General features: G+C 62.3%; 9 protein-coding genes. 8 read left to right on the plus strand and 1 reads right to left on the minus strand.

Annotation, left to right across the window (positions count from 1 at the left end; genetic code table 11):
* Positions 1 to 13: 13 nt before the first annotated feature.
* The 7 genes from IFO71_RS00810 to IFO71_RS00840 all read left to right on the plus strand — a co-directional run bounded on the left by IFO71_RS00810 (position 14) and on the right by IFO71_RS00840 (position 16,375).
* On the plus strand, positions 14 to 637 hold the full coding sequence (locus IFO71_RS00810) for a TetR/AcrR family transcriptional regulator (RefSeq protein WP_192027613.1): 624 nt from the start codon (positions 14 to 16) through the stop codon (positions 635 to 637).
* Positions 634 to 3,408 carry an FAD-dependent oxidoreductase gene (locus tag IFO71_RS00815; protein WP_192027614.1) on the plus strand — a complete coding sequence of 925 codons (2,775 nt, stop codon included), beginning with the start codon at positions 634 to 636 and terminating at the stop codon, positions 3,406 to 3,408. Before IFO71_RS00810 ends, IFO71_RS00815 begins: the two co-directional genes overlap by 4 nt.
* 389 nt (positions 3,409 to 3,797) lie before the next feature.
* Positions 3,798 to 5,189 (plus strand): 3' terminal RNA ribose 2'-O-methyltransferase Hen1, encoded by a 1,392-nt coding sequence (locus IFO71_RS00820; RefSeq protein ID WP_192027615.1) that lies wholly within the window; start codon positions 3,798 to 3,800, stop codon positions 5,187 to 5,189.
* Positions 5,186 to 7,729 carry a polynucleotide kinase-phosphatase gene (locus tag IFO71_RS00825; protein ID WP_192027616.1) on the plus strand — a complete coding sequence of 848 codons (2,544 nt, stop codon included), beginning with the start codon at positions 5,186 to 5,188 and terminating at the stop codon, positions 7,727 to 7,729. The genes IFO71_RS00820 and IFO71_RS00825 overlap by 4 nt, the downstream gene beginning before the upstream one ends.
* A 65-nt stretch (positions 7,730 to 7,794) precedes the next feature.
* The gene (locus IFO71_RS00830; protein WP_192027617.1) at positions 7,795 to 9,000 is read left to right on the plus strand and encodes a J domain-containing protein; all 1,206 of its coding nucleotides are present in this window, start codon (positions 7,795 to 7,797) and stop codon (positions 8,998 to 9,000) included.
* Between the two features lie 543 nt (positions 9,001 to 9,543).
* Positions 9,544 to 14,529, plus strand: coding sequence for a choice-of-anchor Q domain-containing protein (locus IFO71_RS00835; protein ID WP_192027618.1), 4,986 nt, complete (start codon positions 9,544 to 9,546; stop codon positions 14,527 to 14,529).
* 538 nt (positions 14,530 to 15,067) lie between these two features.
* On the plus strand, positions 15,068 to 16,375 hold the full coding sequence (locus IFO71_RS00840; RefSeq protein WP_192027619.1) for a M28 family metallopeptidase: 1,308 nt from the start codon (positions 15,068 to 15,070) through the stop codon (positions 16,373 to 16,375).
* A gap of 424 nt (positions 16,376 to 16,799) precedes the next feature.
* Here IFO71_RS00840 and IFO71_RS00845 read toward each other — a convergent pair whose 3' ends face one another.
* Positions 16,800 to 17,495 (minus strand): hypothetical protein, encoded by a 696-nt coding sequence (locus tag IFO71_RS00845; RefSeq protein WP_192027620.1) that lies wholly within the window; start codon positions 17,493 to 17,495, stop codon positions 16,800 to 16,802.
* Between the two features lie 349 nt (positions 17,496 to 17,844).
* On the opposite strand from IFO71_RS00845, the gene IFO71_RS00850 reads away from it, so the two are divergent.
* The gene (locus IFO71_RS00850; RefSeq protein WP_192027621.1) at positions 17,845 to 18,267 is read left to right on the plus strand and encodes a hypothetical protein; all 423 of its coding nucleotides are present in this window, start codon (positions 17,845 to 17,847) and stop codon (positions 18,265 to 18,267) included.

Here is an 18,267-nt window from a genome sequence, read left to right on the forward strand (position 1 = left end):
TTATGGCCGATCCATGTCCGTTCCCCGCCCGCCCAGTACCGACCCCGCCGCCACCCGCCGCGCCATCCTCGATCAGGCCAGCGCCCTGCTGGCGGAGTCCGGCCCGGATGCCTTGTCGATGCGCCGGTTGTCGCAGCGAATTGGCGCCTCGACGATAGTTCTGTACACCCATTTCCGCGATAAACAGGCGATTCTCAACGAGCTCTATGTCGAGGGATTCGAGCGTTTGCGCGATGACCTGCGTCGGGTGCCTGAACATGCCGATCCACTGCAGTATGTGATGGATCTGGGCCGCGCCTATCGAAGATCGGCGGTGGACAATCCCACCTATTACCAGCTGATGTTCAGCCGCTGCGTGCCCGGTTTCGATCCCTCGCCTAGCAGTCGCGAGGTCAGCAAGCAGGCGTTCGGCATTCTGCGCAGCGGTGTGCAGCGCTGCATGGATGCGGGGGTGACGCCTGCCGGGGATGCAGCGGAAGTCGCGCATACCTTGTGGGGCACCTTGCATGGATTGATCAGCCTGGAGCTGTTTGGTTATCTGCCGCCGCAGGTCTGCGGTGAGGCACGCCTGGAACATGCCTTGCGGGTGATGCGTGATGGCCTGTGTCATCCAACCACTCAGGAAACCTCAAGATGATCAACGGCCTTCGCTACAGCGCGGCAATCTCTGCTCAAACGTTCGACTACGTAGTGATTGGTTCGGGCCTCGGCGGCCTGACCACGGCCGCCCTGCTGGCCAAGGCCGGCAAACGTGTGCTGGTGCTGGAGCGCCACTACACCGCAGGCGGTTTCACTCACAGCTTTCGTCGCCGTGGGTACGAATGGGACGTCGGCGTGCACTATATCGGCGATGTGCACAAGCCGCATTCACCGATGCGACGGGTGTTCGATGCCATCACCGACGGCGCGCTGGCCTGGGCGAAGATGGAGGATGTGTATGACAGCATGATCATCGCCGGTGATCGCTACGATTATCACAGCGGCGTACGCCAGTTCCGTGAGGGTCTACTGCGACACTTCCCCAGGGCCGGCGCCGATATCGACGCCTACCTGAAACAGGTGCGTCGCGCCAGCCAGGCAGTGTTGCCGCAGTTCGGCCCACGCCTGTTGCCTGGCCTGCTACAAGGCGCGGCGCTGGCGGCAGGTCGGCGCCTGTCGGGTGACTACTTTGCCCGCTCAACCTTCGACGTGCTGCGCGAATGCACCCGCGACCGCAAGCTGGCCTCGGTGCTGGCCGGGCAATGGGGTGACTATGGCACGCCGCCCAAGCAATCGGGTTTTGCCATGCATGCCCTGGTCGCCCAGCACTATCTCGATGGCGCCAACTTTCCGGTCGGCGGCGCCTCGCAGATCGCTTATCACATCATTCCGACCATCGAAGCTGCCGGCGGCGCCGTCCTGGTTGACGCCGAAGTGGAACGGCTACTGATCGACCGCAGCCGCGTGGTCGGCGTACGCATGGTCAACGGCGACGAGATCCGCTGCGCTCATGTGATCAGCGCCGCCGGCGTACACACCACCTTTGCCAAGCTCGTACCCACGGAGATTTCCGAACAACACGGACTGCTGAGCAAACTGGAGGCATTGCCGCGCTCGGTTTCGCATCTCGGACTGTACGTTGGATTGAAGGGTTCGCGGCAGGATCTGCAACTCGAGCAATCCAATCTCTGGGTTTACCGTGGCTACGACCACGACGCGGAACTGAAGCGATTCCTGGCCGAACCCAACACCGACTTCCCGCTGAAATACATCAGCTTCCCCAGTGCCAAGGATCCGGCCTGGGATGAGCACTATCCCGGCAAGTCCACCATCGATGTGATCGCGCCGGCGCCGTGGCAATGGTTTCAGCGCTGGCAGAACACGCCCTGGGGTCAGCGCGGCCAAGCCTACGACGACTACAAGCAGGAACTTACCGAGGCGCTGCTGGAGGAAGTCTACACGCAGGTACCGCAGACCCGCGGCAAGGTCGACTACGCCGAGCTGTCTACGCCGCTTTCCACCGCCCATTTCAGCAACTACACCGCCGGGGAGCTGTATGGCCTGGAGCACAGCCCGCAACGTTTTGCCACCCGTTGGCTCAGCCCACGCACGCCGATCAAGGGCCTCAGCCTGACCGGCCAGGACATCCTGTTCTGCGGCGTTGGCTCGGCCCTGATGTCCGGCGTGCTGACCGCCGCCAGCCTGATCGGCCCGCGCCTACTGCGCATCGTGCCGGACCTGCTGGGCGGGCGCTCGGTCAGCCGCGGCCAGCGCTTGAAGCGCTGGCTAAGCAGGTCGGTTCCGGCACAGCCGATGGAGGCCGTCGTCGCCGCCCGACAGCGCAGCCATTCGAGCTGGTGGCAGGCACGCTGCATCGGCGTCGAGACCCTGGGCAGCGATAGCAAGGCGTTTCGCTTTGCCTGCGATCGGATCGACATGCGCCATTTCCGCCCCGGCCAATTCGTCACCCTGCGCACTCAGAATGACGGCAGGTCGACTTGCCGGTCGTATACTGTTTCTTCCTGCGCCCAGGACACGGGCGAGTTCGAACTCGCTGTAAAGCGAGTGGCCGAAGGCCCGTTCTCGAACTGGCTCTGCGATGCCCTGAAACCCGGCGACCTGCTTGAGATGAGCGGACCATTCGGCGATTTCAGTTGTGTGCCTGCAACCTCGCAGTTCGGCCCCACTCCCCGCGCGGAGATGGGGTTGCGGAGAGAGAGAAAGGACACAGCAAGCGGCGTCCAGGCAAGGCCACGAAAACTCCTCCTGCTCTCCGCCGGTAGCGGCATCACCCCGATGCTATCGATGGCCCGTTGGCTGAGCGAAACCGGATCGGCAACCGACGTCATCTTCCTGCACACCGCGCGCCGCCAATCCGAGCTGATGTTCAACAGCGAACTTGAACGCTTGGCCAAACACAACCCACGATTCCACCTGTCCATCAGCCTCAGCCAGGAACCGCCGCGTTCGCGCTGGCGCGGCTATCGCGGCCGGCTCAACGCCGACATGTTGGCCGCCAGCGTGCCCGACCTTGCCGAGCGTGAAGTCTTCCTCTGCGGCCCACAGGGCTTTATGGACAGCGCCCGAGCTTTGTTCTCCGCAGCCGGCCTACCCGACGCGCAACTGCATGTAGAGAGCTTCGATGTCTCACCCAGCCTCAATGGCAAGGGTGGCGAAGTGCAGTTCGAAACCAGCGGCCAGACCCTGATCAGCAACGGCGAGCAATCCCTGCTCGAACTGGCCGAATCCGCCGGCATCGCCATCGCCTCGGCCTGCCGCACCGGCCACTGCGGCGAATGCAAGCTGCGCTGTATTGAGGGCGAAGTCAGCATGAGCGAAACCGGAGGACTCTCCGCAGAGGAGATCGACCAGGGCTATGTGCTGGCCTGTGTCGCCGCCGCCAATGGCAAAGTGAAGCTGGCGGCCTGAACCGAAGCGATTAAAGCCCCTCTCCCCTCGCGGGAGAGGGGTTGGGGTGAAGGGGTTCTCACTTCGCCCCCTCTCCCCCGGCCCCTACCCAGGAACCTCGCTATGCGAGGCCCCTGGGCAGACAAAGATCGGCTCCCTAACCCCCCCCTCCCCGAAGATCGGGGAGGGAGTTCCGGGGCACCAGCCGGCGCGCGTTGTCAGTGCGCATCGATCTCTCCCGTGAGGGCAGAGGGGAGCAAAGCGCGGCGTCAGCGAACCAATGGGGTACGACATCGGTTCACGGTTCATAGAATGCGGTCAAAGCCTCGGCTTCGCCGGCGATCGCGTGTCGCCGCTCCATTTCAGCGACAATGACGCCCCGATCGCTGCCGCCGCCTCCGGCTTCACCCATGTTGATGAAACTCAGCACCACCCATCGTCCAGCCACCGACATCGGCTATCTGTTGTCGAAAAGCCCGGAACGGCCGCAATCGAAGTCGCTGTCGTTTGGCACGGCGCATGTGTTCTATCCGGAAGCGTCGGAGGAGTGCTGCTCGGTGGTGCTGCTGGTCGACGTCGACCCGGTCGCCCTGGTGCGTGGTCGCGGCGATGCGGACGGTCCGCTGGCGCAGTATGTCAACGATCGGCCGTACGTCGCTTCGTCATTTCTCGCGGTGGCGATCGCCCAGGTGTTCTCCAGCGCCATGGGTGGCCGTAGCAAGGCGCGCGCCGAACTGGCCGAACAAGCTATACCATTGCAGGTTGAACTGCCTGTTATTCGCTGCCGCGGCGGCGAGGCGCAGATTCGCCGCTGTTTCGAACCGTTGGGCTTTGGCGTGGAAATCGACCGCCTGCCGCTCGACCCTCAGTTTCCCGATTGGGGCGATAGCCCGTACTACAGCTTGCGCCTGTCCTGTACGGCACGGCTGGCCGACCTGCTGACCCAACTGTATGTATTGTTGCCGGCCATGGACGGCGACAAGCATTACTACATCGGCGCCGATGAAGTGCAAAAGGTGGTCGACAAGGGTGGCAGCTGGTTGTCGGCCCATCCCGAGCGCGATTGGATCCTGGCCGGCTACCTCAAGCGCAAGCACTCGCTGGTGGCTGAAGCGTTAGGCAAGCTGCTCAACAGCGACGAACACACGGTGGAACAGGAGGCAGAATCCAAGGATGGCGAAGAAATCAGCCTGGAGCGCAAAATCAGTCTGAACGAGCGACGCATGCAATCGGTGGAATCCTTGCTGGTGCGCCTCGGCGTGCGCTCGGTATTGGACGTCGGCTGCGGCGAGGGCCGCCTGCTGAGCCGGCTGCTGGATAACAAACAGTTTGATCGAATGCTCGGCATCGAAGTGTCGAGCATCACCCTGGAGCGGGCCGCCGAGCGCTTGAAGTTGGATCGACTGCCACCGTTGAAGCGCGCCCGCATCGACTTGCAACAAGGCAGCCTGACCTATCGCGATGCCCGCATGGAAGGATTCCACGCCGCCTGCGCCATCGAAGTCATTGAACACATCGATGCATCGCGCCTACCGGCCTTCGAGCGCACCCTGTTTGAATTCGCCCGTCCCGCCGTAGTGGTCATCACCACGCCCAACATCGAATACAACAGCAAGTTCGAGAGCCTGCCGACCGGACGGCTGCGCCATCGCGACCATCGCTTTGAATGGACCCGTGCCGAATTCGCCGAGTGGGCGCAGGCCGTCGCGCAACGTCATGGCTATAGCGTCGAGTTTCACCCGATTGGCGAGCTCGACCCTGAACTCGGTGCGCCGACGCAGATGGGAGTGTTCAGCCGATGAGCACGATCCGGATTCCCAAGCTCTCCCTGGTCGCCCTGATCGGTGCATCCGGTTCGGGCAAATCAAGCTTTGCGCGACGTCACTTTCTGCCCAGCGAAGTGATCTCTTCGGATTGCTGCCGCGCCTTGGTCAGCGATGATGAGAACGATCAATCGGCCAGCAAAGACGCCTTTGACGTCTTGTACTACATCGCCGGCAAGCGTCTGGCGGCGGGTCGGCTAACGGTGATCGATGCTACCAATGTGCGGCCGGAAGATCGCAAACGACTGGTGGCCCTGGCACGCGAGTATCACGTCCTTCCGGTGGCGATCGTGTTCGATCTGCCCGAACGGGTGTGCCACGAGCGCAATGAGGCACGCAGCGATCGTGATTTCGGCCCGCATGTGATCCGCAATCAAATGCAGAGCTTGCATCGTTCGATGCGCGGGCTGGAGCGTGAGGGTTTTCGCAACCTGACTGTGCTGCGCCGTGTCGACGAAGTCGAGGCGGCATCGATCGAGCGCCAAGGGTTGTGGAACGACAAGCGTGACCAGCACGGGCCATTCGACATCATCGGCGACATTCACGGCTGCCTCGATGAAACGGTGGAACTGCTGGATAAGCTCGGCTATCGCGTGGGCGGTTCGCGCGGGGCGCCGGAGGTGATCGCGCCTGAGGGTCGGCGCGCCATCTTCGTCGGTGATCTGGTCGACCGTGGCCCCGATTCGCCGGGGGTACTGCGCCTGGTGATGCACATGGTGGGCACCGGCGCGGCCTTGTGCGTACCCGGCAACCATGACGTTAAGCTGTTGCGCAAGCTACGCGGCAAGAACGTGCGGATCAGCCATGGCCTGGCCGAGACACTGGAGCAATTGGAACGCGAACCGGCCGAGTTCAGAACGCAGGTGGCAGAGTTCATCGACAAGCTGGTCAGCCACTACGTACTGGACGATGGCAAGCTGGTGGTGGCCCATGCCGGCCTCAAGCAAAGCCTGCAGGGCCGTGCGTCCGGCGCGGTGCGCGCGTTTGCGCTGTACGGAGAAACCACCGGCGAAACCGACGAGTACGGCCTGCCGGTGCGCTATGACTGGGCTTCCGATTATCGCGGCGAAGCGATGGTGGTGTACGGCCACACGCCGGTGCCGCAGCCGGAATGGGTCAACCGGACGATCTGCATCGACACCGGCTGCGTGTTTGGCGGAGAGCTGACCGCGCTGCGCTATCCGGAGCGCGAACTGGTCGCGGTCCCCGCCGCACGTATGTACTACCAACCGGTTCGCCCGCTACAACCCGAATCGCCAGCCCCCCAACGCGATGGACACGTGCTGGATATCGAGGATGTGTTGGGCAAGCGCCTTATTACTCCGCGTCTTGGTCGCAACATCACCATTCGCGAAGAGAACGCCCGCGCCGCGCTGGAAGTGATGAGCCGCTTTGCCGCCGACCCGCGCTGGCTGATCTATCTGCCGCCGACCATGTCGCCGCCCGCCACCGCACCCGATGGCGACCTGCTCGAGCGACCGGAAGAAGCCTTTGCCTACTACCGCAACGAAGGCATCAGCCAGCTGGTCTGTCAGGAAAAACATATGGGCTCGCGTGCGGTGATCGTGCTGTGCCGCGATACCGAGGTGGCGGCCCGACGCTTTGGCATTGGCAATGATGGTCGCGGGGTGATCTATACCCGCACCGGGCGTCGCTTCTTCAACCGCGAAGGCTTCGAGGAACAGCTGCTGGCGCGACTGGATGCGGCGCTTGAACGCGCTGGCCTGTGGCAGGCGCTGGGCAGCGACTGGATTGCCCTCGATACCGAGCTGCTGCCTTGGTCGGCCAAGGCCGAGGAACTGTTGCGCACGCAATACGCGCCGACCGGCGCTGCCGCGATGCGATCGGTCGCCACCGCGGTCGATTGGCTGCGGCAGGCCGAGGCCCGCGGGCTCGAGCTGAACGAGCTTGCCACCTCCTTTCGTAGTCGACAGGCGGCCATCGCACGTTATGTCGACGAATACCGACGCTACTGCTGGCCTGTCGAAAGTGTCGACGATCTGAAAATCGCCCCGTTTCACATCCTGGCCCACGAGGGGGCCGCCACGCTGGGCCGCGATCACCGCTGGCATCTTGAACATATCGATCGACTGGTAGGCGCTGACAGCAGGCTGTTTCGCCCAACGGCACGCCGTTTCGTCGACCTTGACGATGCTCACAGTGTCGCTGCCGCCAGCGATTGGTGGCATACCATCACCGCGGGCGAAAGCGAGGGCATGGTGGTCAAGCCGCTGGAATCAGTGGTGTCGACCACCAAGGGGCTGATCCAACCGGCGATCAAGGTGCGCGGCCGCGAGTACCTGCGCATCATCTACGGCCCCACCTATACCGAGCCGCTTAACCTTGAGCGTCTGCGTCAGCGCGGATTGAATCGCAAGCGCGGCTTGGCCCTGCGCGAATTCGTGCTGGGCTACGAAGCCCTGCACCGGTTTGTCGAACGGGAAGGCCTGTATCGGGTGCACGAATGCGTGTTTGGGGTATTGGCCTTGGAGAGCGAGCCAGTAGATCCGCGGTTGTAAGCTGGTTCTACCGCGTCAATCTTGGCTTATCATCCGGTGCTTCGCGCCCCCATCCGGTTGACTTCATGCCTCGCACCCCCCCCTCGCAAACGTCCTTGTTTGGCGAAGCCGCCGATCCGGCCACCTTGGTGACGCTCGATCTGCCGCGCGCCTCACAGGGCAAGGCACAGCAACAGTTCAACAAGCTTAGCAATCAAATCCGTCGCGAGCGCGAGCGGCTGGCGATCTGGGAGGCGTTTCTGCCGCAGTTGCACTCGCGTCTGGAGCGCGAGCTGGTGCCGGTTGAAAAGGAGATTCGCGAGCGACAGCTGGCCTTGGTGCGGGCGCTCGACGCGCTCATTCAGCGCCCGCCGCCGGGTCTGCGCTTGACTCGCAAACAGCGTGACAAGGTATGCGCGACATTGCTCGACATCGTGCACAACCTGCAATCCTCCGAAGCCGATGCCGAGCTGGACGCGCTGTGCGAGCGCTATACCGAGCGCGACCCGGAAATGCAGGAGCTCGAAATGGCATTCACCGAAGCCATGTTGAGCGATGTATTCGGCGAGGACTTTGTCAACGGTCACACCGCCAGCAATGTCGATGAGCTGCTGCAGCATGCGCGCCAGCAGTTCGAGGATCATTGGGATGAGCAAGTTCATCCAAAGCAGGGTCGATCAAAACGCCGCGCTTCGGCCGGCCCGCAAGCAGGGCAACCATCAGCGGCCGAAGCCAGCACGGCGGTGCGGGAGATTTATCGCAAGCTGGCCAGCGCCTTGCATCCCGACCGCGAACCCGATCTGGCTGAACGTGAACGCAAGACGGGCTTGATGCAGCGGGTCAATCAGGCCTACGAGAAAAAAGATCTACTGAGTCTGCTCGGGCTGCAGATCGAAATCGAGCAAATCGACACCAAGCAGCTGGCCGATCTGCCGGATGCGCGGCTGAAGCACTATAACCAGGTGTTACGCCAGCAATTGGAGGCATTGCGCGATCAGCTGCGAGAACTCGCCTCCCCCTTGCAGAGCTGGCTTGATCTTGAACCTCGGCTCGAAGATACCAGGGCAGTCGAGAGCGCAGTGCACGCCAGGATTCGCAGCGCCAAGCGGCTGGTAATGTCCCTGACCCGCGATCTGGAATGGCTGGCCGACCCTGGCCGGCAGAAGTCCTGGATCAACGCCCTGCCCGATCCCGAGGCATCGCTGGCCGATAGGGATTTTCTCGCCATGCTGATGCCAACCACGGCAGCGCGGCGGAAACCCGGCCGCCGGCCAGGACGGCGGCGACGCTGAACCGGCAGCGAAGCGTATCGCTGCGCCAACTGCACTCCAATCAGCTTCGCTGATTGCAGTTTCTTATCCTGCCGTTTCACCAATGTATCGCTTCGGCAAGGGATCGCGAGATCGCTGTAGTGTTACGCCTTGCTTTGGCGTAGGATGGCCCCCTGGTGAGCCCCTGCCCCTATATGGAGGTGCAGCATGGATTCCCGCGTCTCTCGGCGATTCGCTCTGTGCGAGCCTACGCTCAGCACGTTGATCAATCGAATGCCATTCCTGAAGATTGCCTCGCAACCAACTGAATTGTTGGGGTTTGCGATTACTTGACACGCGCATGCCCAGCGTTCTGCATCCAAGCCACACGACACGGCGTATGCCGCAGGGTCGGGCGGTGATCCATCCAGCATCAAGGCCAGATCAACGACCGATGGCGGTTTGATCGGCTGGCAAGCTGGCTGTTCTTGATCCGACGGCCAGGTCATGCAGCACGGGCGACCAGGAGGGTGGTCGCCTGCAAACTACTGACAGGGGATGTTGTAACCCAGGGGAGATCGTTCCGTGACTACGCATCGTTTTCGTCCGAGCCCGTTGGCGCTCGCACTTCTGTCGTGCTTTTCCGGCTCAGCATCAGCGGCCACGTTCATAGTCAACTCCATCGATGATGGCGCGCCGGTTGCCGACGGCAATTTGACCCTGCGTGAAGCGGTTCAGGCGGCGAGTACCAATTCGGCGTCTGGTGACGCAGGTCCAGGCGATATAAGTGGCGACGTCATCGCATTTGACTCGGGCGTGTTTGGAGGCGCAGGCGCTACCATCGTCCTGAGCAACGGCGCAGGCTTGGGTGACCTGCTGATCAATGATGACCTCATCATCGACGGCATTACCGGCAGTGGCGGCGGCGGCACCATCGTCACCATCAGCGGTGCCGGCGCGAATCGCATCTTCGATATCGAAAACGCCGTAGCGGTCACCATCTCCGGCCTGACTCTGACCGGTGGTGACGGTACTTCCGATGCCAGCGGAAACACCGCCAAAGACGGTCGTGGCGGCGCCATTTTCAACCAGAATACCTACTTGCAACTCAACAACGTCACCATCAGCGGAAACACCGCCTCCGGCGATGCCGCCAATCAAGGCGGTGGCGGCATCTACACCCAGGGCGACACGGTCATCCTCACCAATAGCCAGGTCAACAACAATGTGGCCGATGGAACCCTGGGCAGCGGCGGCGGTGTGCTGATCAACGGCGGCTTGCTGTCGGTCGGGAATTCCAGTTTCGACGGCAACACAGCCAACCGCGCTGGCGGCGCCATCGAATCGCGTGCCACCGACAATGGCGCTTCCGACGTCGCCCTGACCACGGTGACCTTGTCGAACAACAGCGTCGGCATCAACGGCGGCGGCTTCCACATCACCGCACCGTCCGGTCCTTCCTCCTTTATTCAGATCACGGGCGGAAACGTGACCGGCAATACCGCCGGGCAAGAAGGCGGCGGGCTGTGGAACGAAGTACAGGGCACGATGACGGTCAGCGGCACCTTGATCAACAGCAATGTCGCCCTGGTCGGCAATGCGGCCAATGATGCCCAAGGCGGCGGCGGTGTGTTCAATGCGGGTGGCGTGGTGACACTCACCGATGTCACCATATCGCAAAATCAGGTGTCGGGCACGAATCAGGGCGCCGACGACGGCGGCGGCGGGGTGATGAACGATGGTCGCAACGCGCCCAACGCCACCATGACGCTTAGCAACTGCATCATCTCGGAAAACACCGCCAATTCCACCTCCAGCAATGGCGGCGGTGGGCTGAATATCGGCGTGGCCGGCAACGGTGCCGGCTTGTACATCATTGCTGGCTCGCAAATCATCAACAACACTGCGGCCCGCGCTGGCGGCGGCATCGAAACCAACAACGGTACGGTTTCCCTCACCAATGCCACCGTAACAGGTAATTCAACTGGCGTGAACGGTGGTGGCTTCCACAGCACCGGTGCCGATCAAGTCACCGTCAGCAACACCACGTTCAGTGGCAACACCGCCGGACAGGAAGGCGGCGGCCTGTGGAATTCAGCCACCGGCAGCATGTCGCTCACTGGCGGCACGGTGAGCAGCAACACCGCCCTGGCCGGCAATGCGACCAACGATGCGCAAGGCGGCGGTGGTGTATTCAACAACGGCGGGGCACTTAGCCTGAGCAACCTCACCATTTCCGGCAACGAAGTCTCCAGCCCCGACTTGGGCACGGACGACGGCGGCGGCGGCATCTTCAACGATGGTCGCAACACCACGACCGCTACCGTGACACTCAACAACAGCACGGTCTCGCTGAATTCCGCCGCTACCGGCAGCGGTAATGGCGGCGGCATTCTCAATATCGGCAATGCCGGCAACGGCGCGTCGCTGATCATCAACACCGGCAATGTGGTGCAGGGCAATACTGCGGCCCGCGCCGGCGGCGGCATCGAATCCAACAATGGCACGGTCACCCTGACGGCGATGTCGCTGATCAACAACAGCGCCGGCATCAATGGCGGCGGCCTGCATACCAGCGCGGCCGATGTGGTGACCATCGCGGGCGCCAATACCATCAGCGGCAACACGGCCGGCCAGGAAGGTGGTGGCCTATGGAACGCCGCCACCGGCACGATGACAGTGACCGGGGCCACCATCAACAACAACACTGCCCAAGCCGGCAATGCCGGCAATGACGCTCAAGGCGGTGGCGGTGTCTTCAACAACGGCGGCACCATCAGCCTGACCAATACCGGCATCTCGGCCAACCAGGTGACCGGCAGCCTGGGCACCGATGATGGCGGCGGCGGCGTGTTCAACGACGGTCGCAATACCGCGGGCGCGACCATCACACTCGACAACAGCACGATCAACAACAACACCGCAACGGCCGGCACCGGCAATGGCGGCGGCATCCTCAATATCGGTGCGAGCAATGGCACCACCTTGGCGGTGACCAATGGCTCGATGGTCACCAACAATCTGGCCGCCCGCGCTGGCGGTGGCATCGAATCGAACAATGCAACCCTGACCTTGACTGATGCCACCGTGACTGGCAACTCAACCGGCATCAACGGCGGCGGCCTGCACACCAGTGCTGTCGATAGCGTGACCAGCAGCAACACCACCTTCAGCAACAACACCGCTGGCCAGGAAGGCGGAGGGCTGTGGAACTCGTCCGGCGGCACGATGAATGTGTCGGGTGGCAGCATCAGCGGCAACACGGCAACCGCCAGCAATGCGGCCGGCGATGCGCAAGGCGGTGGCGGTGTGTTCAACAACGGCGGCACCATCACCCTGTCCAATGCCACCATCGCCAACAACACCGTCAGTGGAACGCTAGGTGCAGACGATGGCGGTGGCGGAGTGATGAACGACGCCCGCAACAATCCAGGTTCGGTCGACCTGACCAATGTCACCCTCAGCGGCAATGAGGCCAATGCCGGCTCGGGCAGTGGTGGCGGCGTGCTGACCATCGGCGGCAGCTTCTCGGCCAGTGGCGGCTCGATTCAATCCAGTGCTGCCGCGCGCGCCGGCGGCGGGCTGGAAGTCCGGGCAGTCGAATCCAGTGCTCAAGCCACCCTCAGCAATGTCAATTTCACCGGTAACAGCACCGGCCCTTCGCCAGGCAACGGCGGTGCCATCCACATCACCGCCCCTTCCAGCGGCGGCGTCGCCCTGGTCACGGTCAATGGCGGCACCTTCAGCGGCAATGTCGCCGACCAGGAAGGCGGCGGGCTGTGGAACGATCGCAATGGCACTTTGAACGTCACTGGCGCCACCATCAGCGCCAATACCGCGTCCGCTGCCAATGCGGCCTCCGATGTGCAGGGCGGTGGCGGTGTGTTCAACAATGGCGGATCGACCTTGTTGTTCAGTACCACGCTCAACAACAACGCAGTGGCCGGCACCTTGGGCGCCGACGATGGCGGCGGCGGTGTGTTGAATGACGGTCGCAGCGGCTTTGGCTCAGTGCAGCTGGTCAACTCCACGGTATCCAATCACAGCCTGACAACAGGCTCGGCCAGCGGCGCCGGCATCCTGTCGGTGGGTGGCTCGGTGCAGGTGAATGGCGGTTCGATCAGCGGCAATACGGCCGCGCGGGCCGGTGGCGGCATTGAGGTACGGAGTACCGAAACGGCCACCAACCTGACCTTGACCAATGTCAGCGTCAGTGGCAATGGGGCAGGTCCTTCGCCTGGGAATGGTGGCGGGCTGCACATCACAGCGCCCAGCAGTGGCGCCCTGGCGTCGGCCTCAGTAAGCGGCGGAACCTTCAGCTCGAACGGAGCGAGCCAGGAGGGCGGCGGTCTGTGGAACGACGCCAATGGCAACCTGAGCATCAGCGGCACCACCATCACCTTGAATCAAGCCGACGCGGCGAATGCGGCGGCCGATGCCCAGGGTGGTGGCGGCGTGTTCAACAACGGCGGCTTGGTCACCATCGACGGCGCTCAAATCACCAGCAATGTTGCCAGCGGTCCTCTCGGCACCGATGACGGCGGCGGCGGCGTGTTCAACAACGACGGCGTAATGCAGATTCTTAACACCAACATCAATAGCAACACAGCATTGACCGGTAGCGGCAATGGTGGCGCCTTGTTCAATTCGGCCCTGGGCAGCAGCAGCGTGCAAGGCGGCACGACGAATGGCAACAGCGCCGCCCGTGCGGGCGGTGCCATCGAAACCTCAGGTTCAGTGGTGGTGCATGATCTGGCTGCCAGCGGCAACAGTGCCGGGATCAATGGCGGCATGCTGCATATCACCGGCGGCGGCACGGCGTTCTTCAGCCTGGCGGCGATCGCCCAGAACACGGCGGCCAATGAAGGCGGCGGCCTGTGGATTTCCAATGGCGGCAGTCTGACCGTAGTCGATTCGCAAATCGACGACAATGACGCCGAGTTTGGCGGCGGTATTTTCGCCGACGGCACGGCAGGCACACTGAATCTGCTTCGAAGCGCGGTGGTTCGAAATTCAGCCGGTACCGACGGCGGAGGCATCGACGCCGAGGGCGGCACCTTGAACGTGGAGAACTCAACCGTTTCCAGCAACGATGCCGTGACTGGCGGTGGTGTCAATGCCGATGCCGGCACCGCCCTCAGCTTCAACTTCAGCACGGTCGCCGACAATCTGGCCACCGGCACCGGCGGCGGCTTGAACGTTGCCGGTGGAACCTTGCGAAGCAGTCTGATTGGCAATAACAGCGCAGCGAGTGGCAGCGACGTTTCAGGCACACTCGACTCAATTGACAACAGTCTGATTGAAGACAGCGCCGGCGCCACTATCACCGCCCAAACCGATTCATTGCTCGACATCGACCCGCTCATCGATCCATTGGCAGACAATGGCGGCCCCAGTGAAACCCACGCTCTGCAGATGGGTAGCCCGGCGATCGACAATGCCGATCAAGGCCCCTGTTTGAACGTCGACCAACGCGGCGCCGCACGTTTTGGCGGTGACTGCGACATCGGCGCCTTCGAGCTTGACGGTGAGGCTGGCGTGTTCGTGTTCTCGGACGGCTTGGAGTTGTAGCTCGTTCGGACTGCGGCCCAGGGACGGGCCGCTCCCTCACGGCTTGCTGCAAGACGCCCTCCTGCAATTCTCTCGGTGCGACGCTGACCGCCAGTCAGCGCCTTGCGTGCCGCGAATTCGCAAGGTGCGGCAACCCCAACCGACTTTGTCTGTGGCATCGCACACCGCCAGGGGCAAAGAGAAATTCGAACTCAGGCTGCAGCCGGTTGTGCCGTGGTGATACGGCGAGTCCTCGGGCGCGCTCCGCTCAGGCCCAAGGCGCCGAGCAGGGGCGCACTTCCTTGCGATCAATCCTGCAAGGGCAATGAACTTGATCGGGTCGCCCTGAGCGGATTGCGTCTCTGAGGGCAGAACCAGGATGCCCGCAACGAGCCCAGACCATGGGCCGGCCCTTCTCAATCGCTGACCGATCAAGGCACCGCCTCACGGTGCAGCCAGGCAATCGACTACTATGCCCCCTTGCTCACCCAAGTCACCACGCATGCACACGCTTGATGAATCGCCTTGTTCGAGAAGGCTGATTGGCTGGACTGGTCTGTTGGCCCTTGCCTTCCTGGCTCCCGGCCAAGTGCTCGCCGGCGATTATTGCCGCACGGTTGCGATCTCGAACACTGGCTTCAACAGCCTTGAGGCGAAACAGAAAGCGGCCGGCGTACGCTGGCTGGAATTGGGTCATGAGTGGCTCGTGTGCGGCGAGCCCGACCCTGTCGAACACGTCACGGCCGATCTGCAGGTGTTGCGCGAGATCGAGGACGAATTCAACGATCTGGTGCTTATCCAAGGGTTTCGGCGGCAGGCGCACCCTGCAAGCGAAGTGCTGGCCAGTGGCGGGCGCTTCGCAGTCCTCACTCGAAGCGATGCCGAGCGCGTTCTGCGCGAATCTGAGCATACGCATGGCCATAGCCACAGCCAGACGCTCGATATCCCATGGAACACCGTGTTAGTGAGAATGGCGGAGAATCGGCCGCCGCGCGCCAAGCGCGCCGCTTCACCACAGATCGACGCGATGGTCGCAGCGGTCAATGGCAGCCGCTGGCTGGGCGATGTCGCAACCCTGGCCAGCCACGATCGGCACAGTCTGCGCACTGGCATCGCCGGCGCTCGCGATTGGATTCAGGCTCAATTCGAAGCCATGCCTGGAATCAGCGCACAGCTCGATCCTTTCCAGGTCAGTGGCGTGACAGTGCACAACGTGATTGCCACCCTACCCGGCAGCACCCGCGCCGACGAAATCTATATCGTCGGAGGCCACTATGATGCGATCGGCGGTTCCTTCTCACCCGGCGCCGAAGACAACGCCAGCGGCTGCGCCGGGGTATTGGAACTGGCCCGCATATTCGCCGCCAATCCGCCACCACCGACCATGCTGTTCGTCTGCTACGCCGGCGAGGAGCAGGGGCTGCTTGGAAGCCATCACCAGGTTGCCGATCTGCGTGCCGCCGGCGATGACGCGCGCGTAGTGCATATGCTGAACATGGACATGATTGGCTTCAGCGGTGACGCAGATCTCGATTGCTTGCTGGAAACCGAAGACGCATTCGCCGGATTACTCGATGTCTACGCCGATGCCGCCCTGGATCACACCACACTGAGTATCGCCACCTCGCTGCACGCCTTCGGCTCCGATCACGTGCCCTTTATCGGCGCCGGCATGCCAGCCCTGTTGACCATCGAAAACGACTGGGACAGCTACCCGCACTACCACCGCAGCAGCGATATCGCCGCCAATGTCAGCCTGCAGATGGGCGTTCAAATACTGCGAATGAATGTGGCGGCCTTGGCCGGCATGATGGGAATTGAGGGTGGGCCGGTGTTTAGTAATGGATTCGAACAGCTCCAGCCGTAGCCATCGACGGCGCGCAATGGGATTAACCCAGATATTCATGAGGTCGCGCCGAAAGACACCGCCAGCCCAGCAACAGCAACGCTCGCGGACAATTCTCACTAGCCCGGATATTTCATGAGGTCGCGCCGAAAGATCCGGCGATTCCAAGCGGGGCGAGAGTTTCGACCGATGGTGTTGAGATGACAGAGTGTTCGCGATCTTTCGGCGCTGGCACGGCCCTCACCGGTCCTTTGCGCCGATTGCCGCGTTGCTTCTCGCCCAAGTGGGCCCACCACTTGGGCTCGTCGCGCCTTGCACTCGACGCAAAGTCCTCGGTGATCATCCGCGCCCCCTCATGAAATATCCGGGCTAGATCGCGGCCAACCTGAGGCTGGCCGCCATGGGTCGGCATCGCTCGCGAGTCCGTACTCGCGAGCGGTTTAGACTATTTGCCAGTCGGCGCCGAGTTTCCTCCACAGTCGCAAGGATCAAGGGCAACGCCTGCGGCAGCCGAAGCCGCGGCTGCGACACCACCGGTCTGCGAGGGCGTTGCACCCAATTCGCTGCTAATCACTGCCCCGAGAATGTCAGCCCCCACCACCAGCAATTTCTTCAGCCATTTTGGCCAACGCTGCGCATCACCTTCGACGATCGGCTCGTAGCTAACCCAATAGTCCAGAGACTTACGTCCCACCGCCAGAGCAGCCACAATGGTTTGGCCACCGAAGGTGCTGATATCGAGATTTCGCACGGCTTCCATTTCGAGATCGGCGAACATCTGTTCGGCCATTTCCTCGTCCGCAGCGGTCGCCAGCACGTCATCGATACGACCGAAATAGGAGTATTCGTAGTCAGAGTAACGGTCACGGAACGGCAACATTCGTTCTGCCAAAGGCACATTCGGGTCGCCGTTCAAGACGGGCCCAAAGGTGGCCGCGAACTCACGCAAAGGCATGCCTGGACGGAATCCGCATTGCTTTACCAAGGTGACCAGAGGCGAAACCCCCGGCTGGCCGTGCGTATGCAAGCATGCGAGATATTGGTTGTGCTGTTCGCCGACAAATTTGAACGGATTGTTGGCCGCCATAGCCGGCGAGACGACTGCCGCTGCCAGCGCGACAACGAGAAGCTTGGATTTCATTACTTATTCCTTTGAAGATTGTGTTCGGCCAGTCATCGCCTCGAGTGACGCAACTTAGCCAGTTGGTGCTGCCGCGACACGGCGCCGCAGCGGTGACCACCTTAAGTTCGAGGTTTCGGTTCGACGAGGGCGAAGCCGGGGAACGGCGGGAACAAGCCGGGCTCGCAGCCCTGATCCGAACGCCTGGCCTGATTTGTCCGGGCCGCGAAAAGAACGGCTGGGCAGAGAAAAAGTCCATCTGGGCTCAACCACTTGCGACGATTCGTTCCCGGCTTAAGCCCGCCGAGGTCGTGGACGATGGCACCTGCACTGCCTATCCTGCTGCGCCTTGTTCAATCAGGCTTGCACCATGAAACTTTGGATTTCGCTATTCATACTGGTCTCCTTGCCCACCCAGCTCTCGGCCCACGAGACCATCCCCTTGAGGTCGTGCTCGGGGGCGAATACTCAGGTCGAAGTCATTGGCGAGTTCAACTTCAGTCGTGCCGAGTTAATCGCAGCCGCGCGGGCGGTCGAACAGGAGCTCGGCCCCGAAGGCTTGATCGAAGAGGGACTGGCCGAGCGCGGTGCCGACGGTCGTTGTGGAATCGTCGATCGTTGGAACATGGCGGCCTATATCGCCCAACAAACATGCATCGCGAACACCGGCATTGCCACCGCATTCGCTGAGATCACCGCGCCAAATTCGGCCCTGACCGATGACCATCACACGCGATTTGGGTATAGCGCAGGAATGAGCGGAATGTGCGCGGTCTGCCTTGAGATTGAATAG

The sequence above is a fragment of the Pseudomarimonas arenosa genome (genome assembly GCF_014841215.1).
Taxonomy (GTDB): Bacteria; Pseudomonadota; Gammaproteobacteria; order Xanthomonadales; family Xanthomonadaceae; genus Pseudomarimonas; species Pseudomarimonas arenosa.

What these genes read in the sequence shown, in the direction of transcription:
- IFO71_RS00810 (WP_192027613.1), top strand. Translation starts at nt 14, where the DNA reads ATGTCCGTTCCCCGCCCGCCCAGTACCGACCCCGCCGCCACCCGCCGC.
- IFO71_RS00815 (WP_192027614.1), top strand. Translation starts at nt 634, where the DNA reads ATGATCAACGGCCTTCGCTACAGCGCGGCAATCTCTGCTCAAACGTTC.
- IFO71_RS00820 (WP_192027615.1), top strand. Translation starts at nt 3,798, where the DNA reads ATGTTGATGAAACTCAGCACCACCCATCGTCCAGCCACCGACATCGGC.
- IFO71_RS00825 (WP_192027616.1), top strand. Translation starts at nt 5,186, where the DNA reads ATGAGCACGATCCGGATTCCCAAGCTCTCCCTGGTCGCCCTGATCGGT.
- IFO71_RS00830 (WP_192027617.1), top strand. Translation starts at nt 7,795, where the DNA reads ATGCCTCGCACCCCCCCCTCGCAAACGTCCTTGTTTGGCGAAGCCGCC.
- IFO71_RS00845 (WP_192027620.1), bottom strand. Translation starts at nt 17,495, where the DNA reads ATGAAATCCAAGCTTCTCGTTGTCGCGCTGGCAGCGGCAGTCGTCTCG.
- IFO71_RS00850 (WP_192027621.1), top strand. Translation starts at nt 17,845, where the DNA reads ATGAAACTTTGGATTTCGCTATTCATACTGGTCTCCTTGCCCACCCAG.